Annotated in this window: 22 protein-coding genes; 18 read left to right on the forward strand and 4 right to left on the reverse strand. The window is 48.9% G+C overall.

Translation table 11 applies throughout. From position 1 onward, the window contains the following. The first annotated feature begins 163 nt into the window (after positions 1 to 163). The gene (locus tag LI015_RS22250; protein WP_002568902.1) at positions 164 to 424 is read left to right on the forward strand and encodes a GIY-YIG nuclease family protein; all 261 of its coding nucleotides are present in this window, start codon (positions 164 to 166) and stop codon (positions 422 to 424) included. 112 nt (positions 425 to 536) lie between these two features. On the opposite strand, the gene trhA is transcribed toward LI015_RS22250, so the two are convergent. After that, complete coding sequence (gene trhA / locus LI015_RS22255; RefSeq protein WP_002568901.1) at positions 537 to 1,208, reverse strand: PAQR family membrane homeostasis protein TrhA; 672 nt, start codon at positions 1,206 to 1,208, stop codon at positions 537 to 539. Positions 1,209 to 1,465: 257 nt separating this feature from the next. On the opposite strand from trhA, the gene LI015_RS22260 reads away from it, so the two are divergent. Next, positions 1,466 to 2,290 (forward strand): RluA family pseudouridine synthase, encoded by an 825-nt coding sequence (locus LI015_RS22260; RefSeq protein WP_227126401.1) that lies wholly within the window; start codon positions 1,466 to 1,468, stop codon positions 2,288 to 2,290. A gap of 148 nt (positions 2,291 to 2,438) precedes the next feature. Then, entirely contained in the window at positions 2,439 to 2,804 is a 366-nt protein-coding gene (locus LI015_RS22265; protein ID WP_227126402.1) for a DUF6465 family protein, read from the forward strand. A gap of 93 nt (positions 2,805 to 2,897) precedes the next feature. Here LI015_RS22265 and LI015_RS22270 read toward each other — a convergent pair whose 3' ends face one another. The 3 genes from LI015_RS22270 to LI015_RS22280 are packed head-to-tail and all read right to left on the reverse strand — an operon-like array spanning position 2,898 to position 6,031. Then, entirely contained in the window at positions 2,898 to 4,235 is a 1,338-nt protein-coding gene (locus LI015_RS22270; protein ID WP_227126403.1) for a sensor histidine kinase, read from the reverse strand. Continuing rightward, complete coding sequence (locus LI015_RS22275; RefSeq protein ID WP_002572915.1) at positions 4,232 to 4,966, reverse strand: LytR/AlgR family response regulator transcription factor; 735 nt, start codon at positions 4,964 to 4,966, stop codon at positions 4,232 to 4,234. Before LI015_RS22275 ends, LI015_RS22270 begins: the two co-directional genes overlap by 4 nt. Positions 4,967 to 4,978: 12 nt before the next feature. Further along, a complete protein-coding gene (locus tag LI015_RS22280) occupies positions 4,979 to 6,031 on the reverse strand; it encodes an LCP family protein (RefSeq protein WP_227126404.1) in 1,053 nt (350 codons plus the stop codon). 251 nt (positions 6,032 to 6,282) lie between these two features. On the opposite strand from LI015_RS22280, the gene LI015_RS22285 reads away from it, so the two are divergent. From LI015_RS22285 to LI015_RS22355, 15 genes are all read left to right on the forward strand, one after another. Then, positions 6,283 to 7,251 (forward strand): D-2-hydroxyacid dehydrogenase, encoded by a 969-nt coding sequence (locus tag LI015_RS22285; protein WP_117626733.1) that lies wholly within the window; start codon positions 6,283 to 6,285, stop codon positions 7,249 to 7,251. Between the two features lie 483 nt (positions 7,252 to 7,734). Then, positions 7,735 to 8,814, forward strand: a complete 1,080-nt coding sequence (locus tag LI015_RS22290; protein WP_002572912.1) for a zinc-binding dehydrogenase — start codon at positions 7,735 to 7,737, stop codon at positions 8,812 to 8,814. A gap of 20 nt (positions 8,815 to 8,834) precedes the next feature. Beyond that, positions 8,835 to 9,878 carry an NAD(P)-dependent alcohol dehydrogenase gene (locus LI015_RS22295; RefSeq protein ID WP_227126405.1) on the forward strand — a complete coding sequence of 348 codons (1,044 nt, stop codon included), beginning with the start codon at positions 8,835 to 8,837 and terminating at the stop codon, positions 9,876 to 9,878. A gap of 38 nt (positions 9,879 to 9,916) precedes the next feature. Then, the gene (locus LI015_RS22300) at positions 9,917 to 10,771 is read left to right on the forward strand and encodes a class II fructose-bisphosphate aldolase (protein WP_227126406.1); all 855 of its coding nucleotides are present in this window, start codon (positions 9,917 to 9,919) and stop codon (positions 10,769 to 10,771) included. Beyond that, the gene (locus tag LI015_RS22305; RefSeq protein WP_002572910.1) at positions 10,761 to 11,726 is read left to right on the forward strand and encodes a carbohydrate kinase family protein; all 966 of its coding nucleotides are present in this window, start codon (positions 10,761 to 10,763) and stop codon (positions 11,724 to 11,726) included. Before LI015_RS22300 ends, LI015_RS22305 begins: the two co-directional genes overlap by 11 nt. 2 nt (positions 11,727 to 11,728) lie before the next feature. Further along, positions 11,729 to 12,709, forward strand: a complete 981-nt coding sequence (gene ydjG, locus LI015_RS22310) for an NADH-dependent methylglyoxal reductase (protein WP_002566933.1) — start codon at positions 11,729 to 11,731, stop codon at positions 12,707 to 12,709. A gap of 99 nt (positions 12,710 to 12,808) precedes the next feature. After that, a complete protein-coding gene (locus tag LI015_RS22315; RefSeq protein ID WP_002566932.1) occupies positions 12,809 to 13,570 on the forward strand; it encodes a DeoR/GlpR family DNA-binding transcription regulator in 762 nt (253 codons plus the stop codon). Between the two features lie 316 nt (positions 13,571 to 13,886). Continuing rightward, the gene (locus LI015_RS22320; protein ID WP_002566931.1) at positions 13,887 to 14,747 is read left to right on the forward strand and encodes a branched-chain amino acid ABC transporter permease; all 861 of its coding nucleotides are present in this window, start codon (positions 13,887 to 13,889) and stop codon (positions 14,745 to 14,747) included. A gap of 2 nt (positions 14,748 to 14,749) precedes the next feature. Continuing rightward, positions 14,750 to 15,763: a branched-chain amino acid ABC transporter permease gene (locus LI015_RS22325; RefSeq protein WP_002566930.1), complete on the forward strand. Its 1,014-nt coding sequence runs from the start codon at positions 14,750 to 14,752 to the stop codon at positions 15,761 to 15,763. 2 nt (positions 15,764 to 15,765) lie between these two features. After that, entirely contained in the window at positions 15,766 to 16,497 is a 732-nt protein-coding gene (locus LI015_RS22330) for an ABC transporter ATP-binding protein (RefSeq protein WP_002566929.1), read from the forward strand. Further along, positions 16,490 to 17,209: an ABC transporter ATP-binding protein gene (locus tag LI015_RS22335; RefSeq protein WP_002566928.1), complete on the forward strand. Its 720-nt coding sequence runs from the start codon at positions 16,490 to 16,492 to the stop codon at positions 17,207 to 17,209. Before LI015_RS22330 ends, LI015_RS22335 begins: the two co-directional genes overlap by 8 nt. A gap of 79 nt (positions 17,210 to 17,288) precedes the next feature. Beyond that, positions 17,289 to 18,776: a rhamnulokinase gene (locus LI015_RS22340; RefSeq protein ID WP_227126407.1), complete on the forward strand. Its 1,488-nt coding sequence runs from the start codon at positions 17,289 to 17,291 to the stop codon at positions 18,774 to 18,776. Between the two features lie 139 nt (positions 18,777 to 18,915). Continuing rightward, positions 18,916 to 19,557 carry a class II aldolase/adducin family protein gene (locus tag LI015_RS22345; RefSeq protein ID WP_002566926.1) on the forward strand — a complete coding sequence of 214 codons (642 nt, stop codon included), beginning with the start codon at positions 18,916 to 18,918 and terminating at the stop codon, positions 19,555 to 19,557. Positions 19,558 to 19,569: 12 nt separating this feature from the next. Continuing rightward, complete coding sequence (locus LI015_RS22350; protein ID WP_227126408.1) at positions 19,570 to 20,442, forward strand: sugar phosphate isomerase/epimerase family protein; 873 nt, start codon at positions 19,570 to 19,572, stop codon at positions 20,440 to 20,442. A gap of 30 nt (positions 20,443 to 20,472) precedes the next feature. After that, positions 20,473 to 21,333 carry an ABC transporter substrate-binding protein gene (locus LI015_RS22355; RefSeq protein ID WP_227126409.1) on the forward strand — a complete coding sequence of 287 codons (861 nt, stop codon included), beginning with the start codon at positions 20,473 to 20,475 and terminating at the stop codon, positions 21,331 to 21,333. Positions 21,334 to 21,383 lie beyond the last annotated feature (50 nt).

Consider the following 21,383-nt stretch of genomic DNA (forward strand, 5'->3'; position numbering starts at 1 on the left):
TCATAGATTACAGGGCAACCTGGGCGGTGATGACGTGTTGCAAGCGTTATTACCGTTTACATAGCCGGCATTATCTGATAAAATGAAACAGGAAGGGCACTCCCCTAAAGGGACGCCCTTTTATTGCTGTCAGGAGTTTATTTACCGGAAAGGAAGGATATCCATGAATTATACCTATATCCTCACCTGTGCGGACGGCACGTTTTACTGCGGCTGGACCAATGACCTGGACAAGCGTCTGAAGGTCCATAACCAGGGTAAAGGGGCCAAGTATACCAAACCCAGACGTCCGGTGGTGCTGTCCTATTATGAGGCATTTGAGACAAAACAGGAAGCCATGAGCAGGGAATATGCCATTAAACATATGAGCAGGGCAGAGAAGGAACATCTGATAAAGAAAACAGGTTTCCAGAGGACAAGCTGACCTTGAGACTGCTGCCGAAACTGCATACAAGAGAAAAGAACACTGCTTGCGGTATGAAATCATTGATTTCATATCAGAAGCAGTGTTCTCTGTATTTATACTCAATTAAACCTTATGCCACAAAGCGGTACATCATCACATAGTGGCAGAGGCTTCCACCCATAACAAAGAGATGGAAAATCTCATGGGAACCAAAATATCTGTGGCGGGAGTTGAAGAACGGAAGCTTCATGGCATAAATAATACCGCCCGCTGTATAGATGATACCGCCTGCCAGAAGCCACATGAAGCCTGCCCTGGGCATGGAGCTCAATATTTTGGTTATAGCCAGTATGCACACCCATCCCATGGCAATGTAAATCAGGGATGAAAACCATTTGGGGCATGTAATCCACAGAGCGTTGATAAGGATACCCACAATGGCAATGCCCCACACCAGGGTCAGCATGGTCCAGCCGGTTTTATCGCCCAGGACAATCATGCATACAGGCGTATAAGTGCCTGCTATCAAAATAAAAATCATCATATGGTCTATCTTGCGCAGCAGCTTATTAATCTTAGGGGAGATATCCAGGGTATGGTATATCGTGCTGGCCGCATAAAGGCCAATCATGCTCAGAATGAAAATTGCCAGTGCGCTGATGCGCATATGTCCGGAGTCATGTCCTGCCTTTGAGAGCAGCGGTATGGCTGCGATGATAGCCAGAATCATAGCAATGAAATGGGTCAATGCGCTGCCGGGATCCTTAACCTTGGTAATCCCGCGTTTTAATTTTGCTGTCATAGTATCCAGCCTCCTTTTATTAAAAACACAGTACAGTTTAATCAAAACCCTGCAATGTAGTTTTGAATACTACATATGTTTGTATTATATACTATACACCTAAGACCAAAAATATGCAATACTTTTTAAGAATTACTTTGAGTGCAAAACTAATTTCTGAATATAATCAACCGGGCAGAGGCAAAACTATGGTATAATCAAAAGCGTTCCTTTAGAATCGTCTGTACAGGAGACAGACAGATAAGCGAGGTCGAGGTATGGTACCAATATTATATGAAGATAAAGATATTATAGTAGTGCAAAAACCCGCGGGATTGGAGTCCCAGGTGTCAAGAGGCTTTGCGCCTGATATGGTAAGTGAGATACGCCGTTATCTACATAATCCACAGGATATCCACAACCATCCACAGGGAGTATCCACAGCCCAGCCGCCTTATGTGGGGGTTATCCACAGACTGGATAAGCCGGTGGAGGGAATCATGGTATACGCACTGAACCAGAAATCCGCAGCATCATTAAGCGCCGCTTTGCAGGCCGGAAAAATAAAAAAATCATACTTGGCAGTGGTTTGTGGAAAACCTGTGGATAAACAGGGGACATATGTGGATTATCTGCGCCACTGCAAGGAAAACAACACATCAAAGATTGTGGATAAGTCCGACGAAAACAGCAAAAAAGCAGTTCTTAATTACAGGGTTCTGGAAGTTATCAACAACCCCAAAAACCAGGAGCAGATATTATCCATAATAGATATAGAGCTGTTTACAGGAAGGCACCACCAGATAAGGGTGCAATTTGCCGGACATGCAACTCCCTTGTATGGAGATGAACGATACGGAGGCGGGTTATCCACAAAATCCACAACCATGACTGTGGACAGAGGAAGGAAAAAAAGCAGCTTTGGGGATGCACACCGGCCTCTGGCCCTGTGTGCCCGCCGGTTGGCATTTCCCCATCCGTCCACTGGAAAAATCATGGAATTTTCCATGGTTCCGTCGTCAGGAGCCTTTGCCTGGTTCCCGGACAGGGCCCGGAAACTGATTTCCCAATCGGAATGTGACAAATGCCATAAAGAAATATGACAATGTGTCAGTATATGTTCAAAAAATTTCCATAAAGGCCTTTGTTTAGCGGTTTATTTTCCATATCCGCGACATTGACAAAAAAAGGTGACTGCCGTATAATCCCCATTGACACTGGAAATCGGATTGAAATTAGGGAGGAACTAACATGGCAAGACCAAAGAGGACTGCGGCAGCGGCAGCGCAGACAGGCGCCGCGCAGACCAGGACAGCAGAGGTTAAGAGTACAGCAGAGGTTAAGACAGCAGAAGATGTTAAAAAGGCAGATGAGCCCGCGGTTAAAGAAGCAGTGAAAGAGACTGTAAAACCGGAGATTGAGAAGAGTGTTGTAGTGGAGTTCGGCGGCAGGCAGGTAGCTGCAAAGGATGTGCTGGCGCAGGCGGAGAAGGCATATGCGAAGACTCATCCGGGAACCGTAATCAAGTCTATGGAGCTGTACATATCACCGGAACAGAATGCAGCTTATTATGTGGTAAACGGCGAGGGTTCAGACGATTTCAGAATCGACCTGTAGAGTAAAAAATGGCCTTATATAAATAGGGTCATTTTTTATTTGGCCTTTTCTGGAAATTCTGTTTTTTAACCCATCTCTTCTAATCCATCTCTTCTAACCTCTCTCTTCTAAACCCCTTCCCTTAACTCCTCCCAGGAAACTTATGCTGACCGTGAACACACCGCCTTCATATCCATAGGTAAGCTGGCCGCCGTATTCCTGCGCAGTGGCAGATGCCCTGTTAAGTCCAAGACCGTGAAGCCGTCCATCCTGTTTGCGTGAGATCAGGGCGCCGTTTTTGACACAGGGGGGTGCGGGCGATGAGTTGGAAATATCTAAGAAGAGCATTTCCCTGGCCTTTCTCATCTTAAAGAGAATCCAGCCCTGTCCATCGGGCATGGAATGGGCGGCTTCATAGGCATTGTCCAGGAGGTTGGCAAAGAGACTGCATATATCCTGGTCCTCCATGGGGCGCAAATCAACGGCGTCGGCCTGTACCGTAAATGTTATATGAGACTGGATGCAGCGGTTTCTGGTATGGTTTAAAAGCACATCCAGGGTGGAGGTGCCGGTCCATATGGAGGGTGCCAGGCGCTCCAGGGGAATGCCCAGCTGGCCGATATAATTCCGGGCCTCCTGGTATTTTCCTTCCTTCAGCAGGGTGTCCATGACTAAAAGGTGGTTCTTCAGGTCATGGGAAAGGGACTGCTGTTCCTGTTGAAGCTGCCTGACCATCTCGTATTCCTGGCGCACCATCTGGTCCTTCAGTTCAAGAATATTTCTGAGCTCATGTTCCTTCATGTAATTGGAATAAAAGAGCAGGAGAAAAATAAAGCACAGCACCATGACAAGGCACAGGCTCCAGCTGAACAGGGTAATCACGGAAATATCCTGAAGGGTGACCACTGACAGGAAGGTAATGCCCAGAATGCCCAGAAGGGAAATGGTGAACAGCATCCGCGGGCTGTAGAGCAGCCCCCCCTTAAAGGCGCGTCTGATAAGCATATATAACAAAAACAAAAGAGCGGTATCCGCAGCCAGGTAAATACACCGTAGCAGAGACAGCTGGTTCAGGATAAACTGCGCAAACTGGCGGTTGCCGGCAATGACCCCCATGACGGACATGCAGAAATAATTGATCACGTACAGGCACAGAATATAAAAGCTAACAAGGGACACCGCATAAAACAGATTCACCTGGAACAGTACCACCGTGGTCATACAGATATAAAATACAAACCAAAGAGTGGATATTATAGGGTCTATGCCCAGTATATCCATGGCCCGGACAGAACCCACCAGCACCAGGGACAGAATAAAAAACAGCACCTTTCCCCTGACCCGGTCCGGCAGGAACAGCCCCACAAAGCCATAGCAGAGCCACGCTTCAATGAAATCTGAAACAAGTTCAAACATCTGGTACATGGACTGATACCAGTGGTTCATAGTCATAGCATTTTCCTCCAATACCTTGTTATAGCTTCACGGGTTTCCTTAAGGCGGTTCCGGCTGACCGGAAGGACAGAGCCATTGTCCAGGTAAATCTGCTCGTCCTCCAGTTTTTCCACATGGAACAGGTTCACGATATATCCCCGCTCCACCAAGAGAAAACTGCCGGTGCCTCCGTCTGTTAAGGTGTTCAGCTCCTCCAGCACCTGGGCCAGGGGCTTGCGCACAGGAATCTCTGCGCCTTTTGCGGCTATGACAGAGTATTTCTGCTGCTTATAAACATAGATGATATCCTCCGCGGACAGTTTCTGAATCCTTCTGGCTGATTCGATAATATAGGTATCTGAAGAGCTTTGTTTCAGAATGCGGCTGGCATCCTTAAGTGCCAGAGGCAGGCAGGTTTCCATCTCGGACTTGGGGATGTAGCGGAAAACAGACAGTTCATATGCCTTTACCGCGTACTGGGTGTGGGAGGTGATGAAAATAATCAGGGACAAGGGAAGATGGCGGCGCAGGGACGCGGCCAGGCTCATTCCGTCCTTTTCAGGCATTTCAATATCCAGCAGCAGAAGGTCAAAGTGGGCGCCCTCCTCCACATCGTAAAGCAGCTGGCCGCTGCTGGTGTAAAGCACTGTTTCCGGGGACGGGGATATGTCCCTGGCATGGTTTGCGATGACATGGCTAATCTGCTGTGTAAAGCAGGGTTCATCGTCACAGACAGCAATTCGTATCATACTCATAACTCCTTAATTTTTAACAGCCCTTTTTATGATTTCTCTGCTGATGTCCCGGACCTGACCGGAGCAGGTGTAGGCATCATCGTCATACAGGAAACGGTGCAGTTCTTCTACATTGGATTCCAGGGTGCTGGGAATGACCACGCTGCCGGTCTTGCCCAGGCTTGCGGTGGTCTGTTCAAAAGGAAATCCGGCTGTACCGTTTATGTAATATTTTTTTATATTATATGCAATATCCATAAACTCTTCCTCGCTTATGCTGGTCATGATTTGAGGCGCCACTGTATGGAATACCTGAATCAGGGTGGAAATATCTGCCTTCCTGGCGTTGTCAAATACCTGCTCAATAACAGAACGCTGCCGTTCGGTCCTCTTAAAGTCTGTGTCCATCTGCCTCAGGCGCATATAGGCAACAGCCTGAACGCCGTCCAGGTGCTGCATGCCGGGTCCTTCCAGATGGGTGGAGGGGATTCCTGTGATGTTCACTGTCTCCGTGATAAAAGCATTGATATAATAGAACTCCGCTTTGGACAGTTCTATGTCCACGCCGCCCAGAAGGTTGATGGCATCAGCTGCGCTGTTCCAGTTAAAGGACACGAAATCCTCCACCTTCATATCCAGGTTTGTGTTAATGGCAGAGATATTGCCGGATGGTCCCTGGAGAAAGTAGGATTGGTTCAGTTTTCCATATCCGCTGTTTGCGGTGTCATTCATCAGAAATGTATCGCGGTATAATGATACAAGGCGTATTTCACCAGTATCCCTGTTGATGGAGCACAGCATCTGTACATCGGCATTATTTTCTTTTCCAAGTTTTCCGTTGCGGCTGTCCACGCCAAAGACAGCAATGGTCCAGTATCCGCCCAGCTTTTCCTGGGTCTCTGTGTCCAGGTTTTCATTGGTCATGGCGGAGGCCAGCTCTGGTTCATCCTCCGGCCGGGTAATATTGATGGAGCCGGCCATCTTTGTAATGTAGAGAAGGCCGGAGCAGAGGGCGAAGAGCAGTGTGGACAGCAGGATGATACCTGCCTTTTTTAAAATGGTTTTCCAGTTAAGGTTCATGGGTGCAGCTCCTTTCAGTGAGAATGGTGCGGTTTCCCGGTATGCCGCTGTACTCAGTACTGATGGTTCCATTATAGCATTGAATGGAGAGATGTGTGGAATTTGTCCGCGAATGGGAGGAAATGGGGCCTGAATGTGAAGTATAAGAGACGATTGTTTAAAACAAAGAAAAAATGTTGACAACAAAGATAAAACCACGTATTATAAATTATATACCAATAAAAAATTACGTTAAAGAAGGGGTGTTTGACATGAAAATTGTTGTTCTGGACGGGTACACGGAAAACCCAGGGGACCTTAGCTGGGAAGGGCTGCAGGAATTGGGGGAGCTTACTGTATATGACAGGACTCCGGTGGGAGATACAGCGGAGATTATAAGGAGGATTGGCGATGCCCAGGCTGTCTTTACCAATAAGACGCCCCTCACAAAGGAAGTATTTGAGGCATGCGGCCATATCCGTTATGTGGGTGTGCTGGCTACCGGGTACAATGTGGTGGATTGTGAGTCAGCATCAGCCAAGGGAATCCCTGTATGCAATATTCCTACATATGGAACAGCTGCGGTTGCCCAGTATACAATTGCCCTGCTTTTGGAAATCTGCCACCATATCGGCCATCACAGTCAGGCTGTCCATGAAGGCAGGTGGCAAAGCTGTCCGGACTGGTGTTTTTGGGATTATCCCCTTATCGAGTTGGCGGGAAAGACTATAGGCATTATAGGATTTGGGCGTATCGGGCAGGGAACAGCGCGTATTGCCCAGGCTCTTGGCATGAAAGTGCTGGCTTATGATGCTTACCGGAATGAGGCGCTGGAAAACGAAAATTGTCACTATGCTGATTTAGATGAATTGTACCGAATGTCCGATGTAATTGCCCTTCATTGCCCGCTGTTCCCTGAGACCGCGGGAATGATTAACAAGGAATCCATAGCAAAGATGAAGGACGGGGTAATCATTCTCAATGATTCCAGAGGTCCGTTGATTGTGGAAGAGGATTTAAAGGAAGCTCTGAATTCCGGAAAAGTTGGGGCTGCCGGACTGGATGTGGTATCTACGGAGCCCATAAAGGGGGACAACCCCCTGCTTCAGGCCAGGAACTGCTTCATCACGCCCCACATTGCCTGGGCGCCCAGGGAGAGCAGGCAGCGGCTGATGGATATAGCAGTGGCGAACCTGAAGTCATTTATGGACGGAAGCCCGGTGAATGTGGTGAATAAGTAGGGAAGGAGTACGCGCACGCCCATCGCCGGCATGATTTGTGCTGCTTATATTATCTCATTTAGTTTAATACCCATCCGGATTACCATTTATTTAGATTCATACTGACTTAAACTAAAACTCACTTTATCAAACATTCATATACCGGGCTGCATATCAGGATACAAAAATACCAAGATAATGCAGCCCGGTATATATAGCGGCATGCCGGTCCCCCCGGCATGCCATTTTTTATTCGTTGGATTTGAGTATGAATGACGCAGGTGGGGAGTTACGCAGCGGGTGAGTGGAACGGTCCTTAGTGATTCCCGCTCCGCAGCCGTATCCGCCGCCCCCGCTCCCATTCCGCTCCGAGTTATTTTTGTTGAATAAACAGACAATAAATCTTTGAATCAAAAGAAATAGTGATTAAAACAAATAAATAATGTTGATTTTAAATAAAAATAGTGATATTATAATTACATAAAATAGTCAGGAGGGCGAATGATGAAAGCATTGGCAAAGTTTGGCCGTCCCAGCGATTTTGGGACCTACAGGATGATTGACATACCGGAGCCGGAATGCGGCGATAATGATATCATCCTGGAAGTAAAGGCAGCTGCTATCTGCGGGGCAGATATGAAGCATTACAAAGTGGATAATGGTTCGGATGAATTTGGCTCTGTCCGCGGCCATGAGTTTGCCGGAGAGATTGTCCGGGTGGGAAAGAATGTAAAGGACTGGAGGCCCGGACAGCGAATTGTATCTGATAATACAGGACATGTCTGCGGCAGATGTCCTGCCTGTGAACGGGGTGATTATCTGCTCTGTTCAGAGAAGGTCAATCTGGGCCTGGGGTATGGATACAGCGGCGGTTTTACAAAGTACTGCAGAATTCCGGGGGAGATACTTGCCATTCACAAGAGAGCCATCTGGGAGATTCCTGAAGGACTTGAATATGAGGAAGCGGCTGTGATGGATCCCATCTGTAATGCGTATAAGGCCATTGCCCAGCGTTCCGGCCTCCTGCCGGGAGAGAATGTGGTTATATTCGGTACAGGGCCTCTGGGCCTCTTCTCCGTGCAGATAGCAAAGATAATGGGGGCCCTTAATATTGTGGTGGTTGGACTGGAGGAAGATGTAAAGGTACGGTTCGGGGTAGCCAGGCAGCTGGGAGCTACGGAAGTGGTGAACGGTTCCGCAGAGGATGTGGTGCAACGCTGCCAGGAGATATGCGGAGGAAGTGACAGCATCGGTCTGGTGGTAGACTGTGCAGGCGCCAATATTTGTCTGAAGCAGGCCATTGAGATGGTGCGCTGCAACGGGGAAATTGTCCGGGTTGGTATGGGATTTAAGCCTGTGGGATTTTCCATCAATGACATATCCATGAAGGCAGTATCTATCATAGGGCATATGGCGTATGATGCCACGTCATGGAGGAATGCCCTGCAGCTGTTGGCTGCCGGCCGGATTCAGGTTAAACCCATGATTACGCACCGGCTGGGCCTCTCCAGGTGGGAGGAAGGGTTTGAGGCCATGGCTAATAAAGAGGCAATTAAGGTCATTTTGACCTATGATTTTGACTGAAGCCGAAAGGACGGGGAGAAATGAAGAATACGGAAGCGATTTTGGTTACGCCTGGAGTCATGAGGATTGAGGAATGCCCTATGCCGGTTCCGGCGGAGGACGAGGTGCTGATTAAGGTGGCGTATGTGGGAATCTGCGGATCGGATGTACATGGGTTTGAGTGCGGCCCCTTCATACCGCCAAAGGATCCTTCGCAGAAAATCGGATTGGGCCATGAGTTTTCAGGGACCGTGGTGTCGGTGGGCGCTAAGGTGACCCGGTTTAAAGAAGGCGACCGTGTACTCTGTGAACCGGGAATTCCATGCGGTAAATGTGAGTTCTGTCTTAGGGGACATTATAACATTTGTCCCCAGGTGGACTTCATGGCAACCCAGCCTAACTACAAAGGTGCCCTTACCAATTATCTGACACACCCGGAAAGCTTTACATACCATCTGCCGGCGCATATGGACATGGTGGAGGGGGCTCTGGTGGAGCCCGCCGCGGTGGGCATGCATGCAGCCGAGCTTGCAGGGGTAAAGCCCGGGAAGAACGTGCTCATATTGGGGGCTGGCTGTATCGGGCTTATGACGCTCCAGGCCTGTGTCCTTATGGGAGCGGAGCGGATTGTGGTGGCTGACGTGATTGAACGGCGGTTGGAGAAGGCGCTGCAATTAGGGGCATGGCATGTGATAAATGGAAGGAAGGAGGATACGGTAGACCGCAGCCGGGCATTGTTTGGCGGGGACGGGGCAGACATTGTTTTTGAAACCGCAGGCAGCAGAGTAACAGCCATGCAGTCATTTGCATCTGTCAGAAGAGGCGGGGAGGTCATGATAGTGGGAACCATACCAGGGGAAACCCCGGTGGACTTCCTTAAAATTAACCGTGAGGTAAAAGTACAGACCGTATTCCGGTATGCCAATAATTTTCCCATGACCATCCAGGCCATATCATCAGGAAGATTCGACGTGCTGACCATGGTTACGGATGAATATACGTATGAGGATGTACAAAAAGCATTTGAGGAATCCCTGAGCCGCAAGGCGGAGATTATTAAGGGAGTCATTAAAATCAGCGACTAAATCAGCGATTAAATCAGGAAAGGGATAAGGTATTATATATGTTAGTATCGACAAAGGACATGTTAGTAAAGGCGCAGAAGGAGCACTATGCGGTTGCCAACTTCTGTATATGGAATGTGGAAATGCTCTCGGGCGTCATGAAGGCATGTGAGAAGCTTCAGTCCCCGGTTATTTTGTCATTTGGAAGCGGGTTTCTTGTGAACACGGACATCAATCATTTTGTGAATATGATGCGTTCCTATGCCACTCAGACCTCGCTTCCCTGCTCCATCCATTGGGACCATGGGCGCAGCTTTGAAATAGTGAGCCATGCCATTGACATCGGTTATAATTCCCTCATGATAGATGGTTCGGCCTATAGCTTTGAGGAGAACATAAGGATGACAAGGGAGGTGGTGGATAAGTTCCATCCCATGTGCATCCCTGTGGAAGCAGAGCTGGGCCATGTGGGAGCTGAGACAGATTATGAGGAAGCGCTGAACCACTACATGTACACAGATCCGTCCCAGGCAGCGGAGTTTGTGGAAAAAACGGATATTGATTCTCTGGCAGTGGCCATCGGGAACCAGCATGGGGCTTATACGGCACCGCCGCAGATTAATTTTGAGATTCTGGAGAAGGTCCGCAGGGACGTTTCCATCCCGCTGGTGCTCCACGGCGCATCCGGCATAGGAGATGAGGATATCCGTCATGCCATAAGTCTGGGAATCACTAAAATCAACATTCATACGGAGCTGTGCGAGGCAGCCATGTCCGCAATCGAGGCCCACGAAAAGGGAGAGGGATATCAGGCCCTTAATATCCGTGTCAGAGATGCGGTCCAGAAGCGGGCGGAGGAAAAGATTCTGCTGTTTGGCAGCAATGGAAAGGCGGAGGGTTGGTTTGAAAAATAATGAATGCTGTGAAGTGGTGATTGTGGGCGCTGCCCATACGGATTTGCAGCTTTATCCGGTGGGAGCAGATGTGCTGGATACTGCATCCTATTCTGTAAAACAGATGGTACTTACTGTGGGGGGAGACGCCTTAAACGAAGCCACGGTCATAACACGGCTGGGCCACAAGGTCAGGCTGGTCAGCTGTGTGGGAGATGATGTCATCGGCTCCCTGGTGCTGGAGCATTGCCGAAAGAACAACATCGGAACAGAATACATCAAGGTGGACAGCAGCAAGGTCACTTCCATCAATGTAGGTCTTATAAGGGAGGATGGAGAGCGGACATTTATTAACAATAAAAGCGGGAGCATCTGGACCTTCTGTCCGGAGGATGTGGAGAGAGAGTCTGTGTCCCGTGGAAGGATCCTGTCTTTTGCCAGCATTTTTAACAATCCCCTTCTGGATGAAAGCCTGATGATACCTCTCTTTGAAAGGGCCAGAGAAAAGGGAATGTTAATCTGTGCCGATATTGTGGGATGCAAGAGGGGAGAGCGGTTGGAGGACATACAGAGAGCCCTTTCCTATGTGGATTATTTTTTTCCTAATTACGCGGAGGCGGCAGCGATTACCGGCAAAAAGGAGCTGGAAGAGATAGCCGGGACCCTGCTGGACTGCGGAGTCAGGAATGTAATCATTAAAATCGGAAAAAGAGGATGCTTTATCAAGAATCAGGAGGAAGCCTTCATAGTCCCGGCATTTGCTGATACACAGTGCCTGGACACCACCGGCGCAGGGGATAACTTTGCATCGGGGTTCATATGCGGCCTGCTGGAGGGAAAGGGGCTTAAGGAGTGCGCGGCATTTGCCAACTGCACAGCTTCGTTATCCGTAGAGAGTGTTGGCGCCACTACGGGAGTGCGAAACAGGGAACAGGTGGAGGCCCGTTATCAGGAATATTTGAAGATGGAGGGATGAGTATGAAAACAATAAAAATAGGTACACTGGATAAGCCCATATCAAGAATCGGGCTCGGCACATGGGCAATCGGCGGCGGTCCTGCCTGGGGAGGGGACAAATCAAAGGATGAGTCCATTGCCACCATTCAAAAATGTCCCGAATTAGGGGTGAATCTCATAGATACAGCACCTGGCTATAACTTTGGGCAGAGCGAACGGATCGTGGGGGAGGCCCTTAATGGCATGGACCGGGAAAAGGTTGCGGTTATGACAAAGTTTGGAATCGTCTGGACCAGGGAGGGCGCCCTGTTTAACAAGGTGGGGGATATCCAGCTGTATAAAAACCTTTCGAGGGAGTCCATTCTGGAGGAAGTGGATCTCAGCCTGGAGCGTCTTGGTACCGGTTATATTGATATTTATATGTCCCACTGGCAGGCGGTGGAGCCTTATTACACACCCATTTCCCAAACCATGGAATTACTGGGCGAGTTAAAGGAAAAAGGCAAAATCAGGGCCATTGGAGCTGCCAATGTTACGGCAGCCCAGGTGGAAGAGTACATAAAGTACGGCAGCCTTGACATTGTACAGGCTAAATACAGTGTGCTGGACCGGGCTGTGGAAGAGGAGCTTCTGCCTCTTTGCAGAGAGAACGGAATCGTGCTTCAGGCCTATTCCCCTCTGGAAATGGGACTGTTAAGCGGCGCCCTGCCCAGGGATTATAAGCCGGTAGGCGCTCAGTGCAACAAGAAGTGGTTCCAGCCTGATAACATGCCAAGGGTTATGGATTTCCTGGACCGCCTGGAGCCTATGTGCAGGAAATATGACTGTGCGGTGGCAGATCTGGCTATGGCGTGGGTACTGGCCCAGGGCGATAAGGTAATCCTTCTGAGCGGCGCCACCACCGAAGAACAGATCAGGAAGAATACCAGGGCAGATGAACTGGAGCTGGATGCTGAGGATGTGGTGGCCATTAGAGAGATGGCAGAGGCCCTTGATTCATAACTTTCCTTGCAATTCCTGCATGGTTGTTTTATAATGAATTCGAGGAAAACCGCTTATTTATGAGGTTTTTTGCCAGTAAGACATGTGGAGGAACAAAGTGTGGCACAGAAAGATCGATTAGAACAGATAAGACAGATTGTACGTCTGGAGAAAAAGGTAGTTGTTGCCAATCTGAGCAACCAATTTGGGGTTACTCCGGAGACAATACGGCGTGATTTGGAAAAATTGGAGGAGGAAGGGCTGGTAGTCAGGACGTATGGAGGGGCTGTTTTGAATCAGACAGAGTCTTCTGAGAAGATTGATTTTGTGAAACGTTCGGAGACAAATGTTGAAGAAAAAAGAGCGATTGCGGGCATTGTTTCCGAGATGGTTCCCCCTAATGCAAGTATTGGGTGTGATGCCAGTTCGACGGTTATGGAGACCTTAAAGTACCTTAGCGAAAGGGAAGATATTCTGGTCCTGACAAATTCCGTAAAGGTCATTAGAGAGATGGAACGGAGCCGTTTTGGAATTTTGTCCACGGGCGGGCGTGTTAACCGCCAGTCCTATTCCATGCAGGGCGGCGTTGCCCGGAGCACGATACAGGAATACCATCTGGATATGGTGCTTATCAGCTGTAAAGGAATGAGCATGGAAGGCGGTATATTTGACTCCCATGAATTAGAGGCAGATGTCAAGAAGTCTCTGATTGAGCGGGGCCATAAGGTCTATCTACTGGCCGACCACTCCAAGTTTGGCCGTGTGGCGTTCATGAAGCTTACGGACCTGGAGCAGATCGATGTGGTGGTTACGGATCGGAAGCCCTCTGATGAGTGGATGCGGCTGTTTAGCAGGAATCACGTAGAGGTATATTATTCATAAACATACATAGATGATGTTAATTTAATAAGATGGTGAGGGGCGTTTTTGTGTTTTTCATAAAAGCGCCCTTTTGTTATGCGCAAAAATACGAAGAAAAGAAAGAATAACGGATGATTATTTTTTAAAACAAAAAAAATATGCTTAAAAGATAAGTTTACCCTTGTAAAAATCCGAAAAACATAAAAATATACCATATAAAAATCCGAAAACAAATAAAAAATCTTTGAAACAAACAAAAATGCTTGCTATTTAGAGGGGAATATGTTAATATTGAATAAAATAAATACAAAACAACAAACAAGGAGGATGACGGTGAATGAGTATGTTCATGCAGGCCTTATTTGAAGGCATTATTAATGGCTCGACCCTGGCTCTGGTAGCAATGGGTATTGCCTTGGTGTGGGGGGTTATGGGTATCCTGAGTTTTACCCAAGGCGAATTTCTGATGATTGCAATGTTTTGTTCCTTTTATCTTAATCTGTATTTCGGACTTGACCCAATCGTATCCCTTCCTATTTGTATGGCAATCATGTTTGGCATTGGCTTTATCGTGTATAAGCTGATTATTGCCAGGGCGCTTAGGGGACCGGTCCTCTCGCAGCGTCTGATTACATTTGCTCTGAGCATGGTGCTGGTGAATCTGGCCCTTCTGCTGTTCAGCGGTGATTTTAAGACCATACCTGAGGTGGCTATCAGCGGGTCCATTGATTTAGGCTTCATGGTGCTGAGCAAACAGAAAATCGTACCCTTTGTCATCTCTGTCTGTGTGGCGGGTTTTATGTTCCTGTTCCTCAACAAGACACGTACCGGAAAGGCCATCCGCGCAACATCCATGAACAAGACAGCTGCCGGCTTGGTGGGAATCAACCCGGAAAAGACATACGCACTTGCATTTGGTTTATCAGCGGCCATAGCAGGAGCAGCAGGATGTGCACTGACCTATTTCTACTACATTTATCCCAATGTGGGAGCCAATTTCCAGCTGTTCGGATTCATTGCCGTTGTAATGGGAGGTTTTGGAAGCATACCGGGCGCCTTCTTTGGAGGACTTATTATGGGGCTGGCTGATTCCTTCACAGGCGTCTACATGAACACGGCGTTTAAGTATGTGGGTATCTGCGTGGTGTTCCTGCTGCTGGTTCAGTTCAAACCTAAAGGGCTGTTTGGAGGTAAATAAATATGAAAAAGACATTGCGTGATAATAAGAGATGGTTCATAGGATTGGGAATCGGAGTGCTGGCAGCAGTTATTTTCCCGCAGGTGGTTAGAATCCGGTTTGTGTGGAACCTGTTGTCCCTGATTCTGGTCTGGGCAATTGTGGGCATGGGCTGGAACGTAATCGGTGGATATTGCGGACAGGTTTCCAACGGACACAGCCTGTTCTATGGCATAGGAGCTTATACGGTGGGGCTTGCCGTATCCTATTTCAAAATCAGCCCATGGATTTCCATATGGATTGGAGTTGGTATTTCCATGCTCATTGCATTTATAGTGGGAAAACCTCTCCTGAGGCTGAAGGGGCATGTATTTGCCATATCCACCATGGCTCTGGCGGAATGTACCAGAATCATATTCATCAACTGGAAATGGTGCGGGGGAGCCACCGGAGTCTATATTTATTCAAAAGGTGTGAATGAATGGGCCTTCATGCAGTTTAAAAATCCCCTTAACTATTATTATGTGTTCCTCATCTTTACCGTGGCTGTTCTGGTTCTTATTAAATGCCTGGATAAATCTAAATTTTTCTATTATCTGCGCACCATAAAAGGAAACGAGATGGCGGCGGAAAGCGTTGGAATCAATGCTGCATCCTATAAAATCAGGGCTTATATGCTCAGCGCGGCTATCGTAAGTATTGGCGGAAGCTTATACGCACAGTTTATTTTATACATAGACCCGTCCATGCTTATGACTCTCAATGTCTCGATGATGATTGTGCTTACAGCTGTTATGGGAGGTGTGGGTACTGTCCTGGGACCGGTTCTGGGAGCAATTGTGCTCACCAGCATATCGGAGTATTCCAGGGTGTACCTGGGACAATACGGAGGACTGGACATGATTCTTTACGGAACGCTGGTTATCCTGATTGTTCTCTTTATTCCGGGAGGTATCCTTTCTATATTAGAGGGAAGGTATGAGCGGATTGTCTCTTACTTCAAGAATAAGAAAAAGAGCAGTGTGGCAGGAGGCTGAATATGGGAAAAATATTAGAGATTAAAAATGCTACCAAACGTTTTGGGGGGCTTGTGGCAAATGAGGCGGTTACCTTTGACGTGGAAGAAGGCGAGATTGTGGGCGTGGTGGGACCCAATGGGGCCGGTAAGACCACACTGTTTAACTCCATCAGCGGTGCCCACACCCTGACAGAAGGAAATGTATTTTTTAAGGGTAAGGACATCACCAGCATGAAGCCTTACGACATATGTAAACTGGGAATCGGAAGGACATTCCAGATTCCCCAGTCCTTAAACGATATGATGGTTTACGAAAATGTTCTGGTGGGCGCCCTGTGCAAGCGCCATAACATAGAGGAGGCCATGAAGCATGTGGACCAGATTCTGGAGCTGTGCGGGATGCTGGATATGAAATATGTATATGCCGGCAAGCTGAATGTGCCCCAGAAGAAGCGTCTGGAGATTGCCAGGGCCATGGCCACGGACCCCGAGCTGCTTTTGCTGGATGAGACCATGGCAGGACTGACGGCCACGGAGCGCAAGGATGCAGTCAATCTGATTAAGAAAATTAACACTATGGGTGTCGCCATATTGACCATTGAGCATAATATGGACGTGGTTATGAATGTATCCAGACGGGTGGTGGTTCTGGTATCGGGCAAGGTATTAGTGGTAGGCTCACCGGATGAGGTTACATCGAATCAGGAAGTAATCAATGCATACCTGGGAGGAGGAGCAAAGAAGGATGAGTGATGAGAAGTTATTGGAAGTAGTTGACCTGCAGGCGGGATATAACGGCATGGCCGTAGTGCACGATGTGTCCTTCAGTGTACGCGAGGGCGAAATCCTGGCCATCCTTGGTTCTAACGGTTCAGGCAAAACCACCACCCTCAGGGCCATTACAGGTACTATCAAGCCCATGAGCGGCATCATACGCTACAAAGGAGAGGACATCACGGGTATGCCGCCTTTTAAACTGGTCAGCAAGGGAATCGCGATGGTGCCTGAAGGAAGGATGCTGTTTGGGGGTATGACGGTGGAGGATAACCTGTTGATGGGCGCCTATCTTAACCAGGACAAAAAAGCCATACAGGAACGCCTGAAGCTGGTATATGAACTGTTCCCAAGGGTGGAGGAGAGAAAAAAGCAGACTGCCAGCACTCTCTCCGGAGGTGAACAGCAGATGGTGGCAATTGCCAGAGGCCTCATGTCAGACCCAAAGCTGCTTATACTGGATGAACCATCTCTGGGTCTGATGCCCAAGCTGGTACAGGAAATATTCAAGTTTGTAAAAGAGATAGCGGCTATTGGAATTACGGTAATCATAGTGGAACAAAACGCAGTGGACACGCTGGCCCTGTGTGATTATGCCTTTGTTATACAGAATGGGGAATCTGTCATCGAGGGCAGAGGAGAGGATCTGCTGAGCAACGAGGATGTAAAGCGGGCGTATCTGGGCGGATGATGCTAAAGAGAGCTGTTACCCGGAGGGCTGGAGCGCGGGAAGCTAGATCCGGGCAGGTTATACCGCAGGAGGAAGGCATATGAAAGAATCCTTGTATGCGGCAGCCGATATCGGGGCCACAGGAATCAAAATGGCAGCTGCCGTGTATGACGGCAGGAAGCTGCGGATAGTGGATACATATTCAGAGCCAAACCTCCCAAAGGTGAAGGACGGCCATGAGTTTGCCGACATAGGGCACATGCTTAAGACCATAAGGGACGGGCTGGGGTGGCTTGGAGAGAACGGGCGTTTTGTCTCCCTGGGAATTGATACCTATGGAAACGGATACGGCATACTGGATGCTGAGGGAAAACTGATTCAGGAGCCGTATCACTACCGGGACCGGAGAATTGACGGAATCATGGACCAGGTTCACCGTTGCTTTACGGATTGGCAGTTGTATGAGCAGATGGGGAATTACCCGGTAAAGACCAGGGCCTTGTTTCATCTCTACCGGGACGTACTGGACTGTTCGCCGAACATCATGAGAGGAGAGCGTTTTCTTCCTTTGTCCAGCCTGCTGGAATATCTGATTACAGGCCAGGCTTCCGTAGAGAGAACCATAGCTTCTGTTCTGTATCTGCTGGAACAGGATGGGAGACAGTGGAATTATGAGGTGTTCAGAAAGCTTGGCATACCAGAGAAGCTGTTTGGCCCCCTGTCGGAACCGGGAAGGCCCAATGGTAGCATAACGCGGTCCTTTGCGGCGGGGGCCGGCATAGAAGGCGTTCCCGTGATCAGCGTTGCGGGACATGACACAGAGTCGGCACTCATGGCTGCTCCCGGACTTGATAAGACAAAGGTATTTGTCAGCCTGGGTACATCCTTTATCTTTGGAGCCAGAGTGAAAGCGCCTGTGGTAAACCGGGAAAGCTTTTATGACCGGTTTAAAAATATGCGGGGAGTTGGAGGAACCTATTCCCTGTGCAAGGATTTTCCGGGATTCTGGATATTGGAGCGCTGCATGGAGCAGTGGAGGAAACAGGTGCCTCGGCTGGATTATGAGGCAGTTTGCGCGGCAGCAGAAAAGGTAAGAGACAACCGGACTTTTATTGATATAAGCGACGACAGGTTCCGGGTGTCGGGGGATAATCTTCCGGAAACCATCAGGGAGTACTGCCTGGAGACAGGACAGAGGTGCGTGGAGGGCATTGGGGATACCAGCAGATGTCTGTTTGAGAGCTATGCCCTGTATCTGAAGTGGAATATCAGGAGATTATCACGTATCACAGGGGAAACCTACCGGGAGCTGGTGGCGGTTAATGGGGGAGTGAGAAACAGGCTGCTGATGCAGATGTTTGCGGACGCAGCCGGTATTCCGGTGGTGGCAGGAAGCCCGTTAGCTTCTGTCGGAGGGAATCTTCTGATGCAGCTTTATGCGGCAGGCGAGGCAAAAACCTTATGGGAGCTGGAACAGATTGCGTCCGCCACCTGGGAACCTGTTGTTTATGAAAGCAGCCATTTGAGCCGTTGGGATGAATGGCTGGAGTATTTGGAACACAGAGGTTTGGGCATGTATCGCACGTAAGTGTCTGAAGGACAGACGCCAAGTGCTCATAACGGCCGCTGCGCTAAGCGGCCGGAGGACACCCGCTAAGCGCCAGTGGCATGTATCGCACTAAGCGTCTAAAGGACAGACGCCAAGTGCTCATAACGAGGAGGAAAGAATGATGGACAGTAGAATTAAGACAGAAATAATGGATGAAATCATGGAGATAGGAGCTTCCATGGAAGATATGGGGCTGGTTAATACATTTGAGGGAAACCTTTCCATTAAGGACGGGGATCTGCTTTACATAACGCCAGGAAGGACCAGTAAGAAAAAGCTTACCCATGACAATATCTGCGTGTTTGACGAGAGCACCGGGGAGAAGTTATGGGGCGGAAGACCGTCTTCTGAGACAAAGATGCACCGGGGCGCTTATACGGTGAAGGAAGGGCTTCACGGTGTCATACACTGTCACGCTCCCTATCTGACCGCCCATGCAGTAACCCATGTGCCGCTGGACTTCAAGTGCCATCCGGAGCTTCTGTTTCATTTTAAGGATATTCCGGTGGCTCCTTACGGAATGCCTGGATCAGATGAAATTATTGAGAATGCAAGGCCCTATCTGCTTCACAGAAACCTGGTGCTGATGGCCAACCACGGTGTTTTGAGCATTGCCTCCAATCTGGCCCTGGCATGCCAGCGGGTGGTGGCAGCCGAGAAATTTGCAAGGGTCATGTGCATTGCAAGGCAGATTGGGGAACCGGTGGATATCCCTGAGACAGAAATATACCGTCTGTTGGGAAGAGAATTAGAGTTATAAGCAGGTGGGAATATGATGTATACAAATTTAAACCCCAGGACTATGGGACTGAACCATCATCCCTATGAAAATTTGCTTGCGGCAGCCGGCAAGTGCGGATTTGGAGGCATCGAAGTCCCGGCCCATGCATTTGGAAGTGTGGAAAAGGCGAGAGAGGCAGGAAAGGTGCTGGAGAGCCGGGGAATGAAGTGGGGACTGATGATGGGACCCTGCGACATGTTCCGGGCGGGGGATGAAGAATTTGACAAGGCGCTGGAACAGTGGGCCAGGTGGCTTGAACGGGCCAGAGCCGCTGGGTGCAGCAGGGCATATAATCATTTCTGGCCCGGAGCAGATGAACGTGACTTCGAGGAAAACTTTGAGTGGCATCGCAACCGCCTTCAGAGGATTTATCACATTATGAAGGAAAACGGATTCCAGTATGGCCTGGAATTTATGGGAGCAAGGACCGTGTGCAGTAAGTTCAGGTACCCATTCATACGGACTATCAGCGGCACCATGGCCCTGGCGGACAGTGTGAGCCGCGAAATCGGTTTTGTATTTGACTGTATTCACTGGTATACATCAGGTGCCAGGAAGGATGACCTGTATCTATATCTGAACAATATGGAGCGGGTGGTAAACCTGCACCTGGATGATGCGTACCCGGGAAGGGGACCGGACCAGCAGGAGGACCGGGAGAGGGCCATGCCAAACCAGTGGGGAATCATTGATTCCACAGCCATTGTAAGGGCGTTTCATGAGAAGGGTTATGAAGGACCTGTCATCGTGGAACCCATGGCTCCCACCACAGAACGTTATGAAACCATGAAATTGGAGGAAGCAGTACGGGAAGCAGCGCTGTGCCTGAATGGGGTATTACAGGAAGCCGGCGTCTTCATATAAGAAAATTATAAAAAACGGGAGGTTATACGAATGTACAAGAAGTTTTTAGCAGCAGCATTAGCAGTCACCATGGTATTGGGATTAGCAGGTTGCGGAGGTTCCGGGGGCAGTACCCAGGCAGCATCCTCTCAGGAGAAGGAATCGTCTGCGGCACCGGCGGGTTCCACCGGGGAAAGCACCACGGCACAGGCAGAGGGTGCCGACGCACCGGCTGTGATTAAAGTCGGATTCCTTACACCTCTTTCCGGCAACAATGCAACCTACGGTGCCCAGTGCAAGGCGGCCGGGCAGATGATTGCAGATGTAATCAACGAGGAGCATCCTGAAATGGCAATGGCCCTGGCAAAGACAGCCGGAATTCCCGCCCTTAACGGTGCTAAGATTGAGCTTGTGTTTGCCGATTCCAAGGGAGATCCTACCACAGCCACCTCAGAGGCAAAGCGTTTGATTACAGAAGAGGGGATTGTGGCACTGACAGGACAGTATACCAGCGCTATCACCAAGGCAGTGGCTGTTGTAACTGAAACCTATGGTATCCCGCTTCTGACAGCAGGTTCATCGCCTTCCCTGACAACCCCGGAGACAGGGCTTGAATGGTATTTCAGGTTTGGCCCCAATGATACATATTATATCCGCGATTCCTTTGAATTTATCAAACAGCTGAATGAAGAGCAGGATGCAGGCCTTATGACAGTGGCTCTTGTTTCTGAAGATACAGAGTTCGGAGCTAATATAAGGATTGAGGAAGAGAGGATGGCTGAGGAGTACGGTATTGAGGTGGTTGAGAATATTACCTATTCCTCCTCAGCAACCAACGTTTCATCCGAGGTAATGAAAATAAAGGCAGCCAATCCGGATGTAATCATGATGTCCTCCTATGCTTCTGAATAATCTCTCGGAATCTCTAAGCCAGTAAATATAAGGCTTTCAGATTCCTTTTT

The sequence above is a fragment of the Enterocloster sp. 210928-DFI.2.20 genome, assembly GCF_020554465.1.
GTDB lineage: Bacteria > Bacillota > Clostridia > Lachnospirales > Lachnospiraceae > Enterocloster > Enterocloster bolteae.

Coding starts and splice junctions, on each gene's coding strand:
- LI015_RS22250 (WP_002568902.1), top strand. CDS start 164: ATGAATTATACCTATATCCTCACCTGTGCGGACGGCACGTTTTACTGC.
- trhA (WP_002568901.1), bottom strand. CDS start 1,208: ATGACAGCAAAATTAAAACGCGGGATTACCAAGGTTAAGGATCCCGGC.
- LI015_RS22260 (WP_227126401.1), top strand. CDS start 1,466: ATGGTACCAATATTATATGAAGATAAAGATATTATAGTAGTGCAAAAA.
- LI015_RS22265 (WP_227126402.1), top strand. CDS start 2,439: ATGGCAAGACCAAAGAGGACTGCGGCAGCGGCAGCGCAGACAGGCGCC.
- LI015_RS22270 (WP_227126403.1), bottom strand. CDS start 4,235: ATGACTATGAACCACTGGTATCAGTCCATGTACCAGATGTTTGAACTT.
- LI015_RS22275 (WP_002572915.1), bottom strand. CDS start 4,966: ATGATACGAATTGCTGTCTGTGACGATGAACCCTGCTTTACACAGCAG.
- LI015_RS22280 (WP_227126404.1), bottom strand. CDS start 6,031: ATGAACCTTAACTGGAAAACCATTTTAAAAAAGGCAGGTATCATCCTG.
- LI015_RS22285 (WP_117626733.1), top strand. CDS start 6,283: ATGAAAATTGTTGTTCTGGACGGGTACACGGAAAACCCAGGGGACCTT.
- LI015_RS22290 (WP_002572912.1), top strand. CDS start 7,735: ATGAAAGCATTGGCAAAGTTTGGCCGTCCCAGCGATTTTGGGACCTAC.
- LI015_RS22295 (WP_227126405.1), top strand. CDS start 8,835: ATGAAGAATACGGAAGCGATTTTGGTTACGCCTGGAGTCATGAGGATT.
- LI015_RS22300 (WP_227126406.1), top strand. CDS start 9,917: ATGTTAGTATCGACAAAGGACATGTTAGTAAAGGCGCAGAAGGAGCAC.
- ydjG (WP_002566933.1), top strand. CDS start 11,729: ATGAAAACAATAAAAATAGGTACACTGGATAAGCCCATATCAAGAATC.
- LI015_RS22320 (WP_002566931.1), top strand. CDS start 13,887: ATGAGTATGTTCATGCAGGCCTTATTTGAAGGCATTATTAATGGCTCG.
- LI015_RS22325 (WP_002566930.1), top strand. CDS start 14,750: ATGAAAAAGACATTGCGTGATAATAAGAGATGGTTCATAGGATTGGGA.
- LI015_RS22330 (WP_002566929.1), top strand. CDS start 15,766: ATGGGAAAAATATTAGAGATTAAAAATGCTACCAAACGTTTTGGGGGG.
- LI015_RS22335 (WP_002566928.1), top strand. CDS start 16,490: ATGAGTGATGAGAAGTTATTGGAAGTAGTTGACCTGCAGGCGGGATAT.
- LI015_RS22340 (WP_227126407.1), top strand. CDS start 17,289: ATGAAAGAATCCTTGTATGCGGCAGCCGATATCGGGGCCACAGGAATC.
- LI015_RS22345 (WP_002566926.1), top strand. CDS start 18,916: ATGATGGACAGTAGAATTAAGACAGAAATAATGGATGAAATCATGGAG.
- LI015_RS22350 (WP_227126408.1), top strand. CDS start 19,570: ATGATGTATACAAATTTAAACCCCAGGACTATGGGACTGAACCATCAT.
- LI015_RS22355 (WP_227126409.1), top strand. CDS start 20,473: ATGTACAAGAAGTTTTTAGCAGCAGCATTAGCAGTCACCATGGTATTG.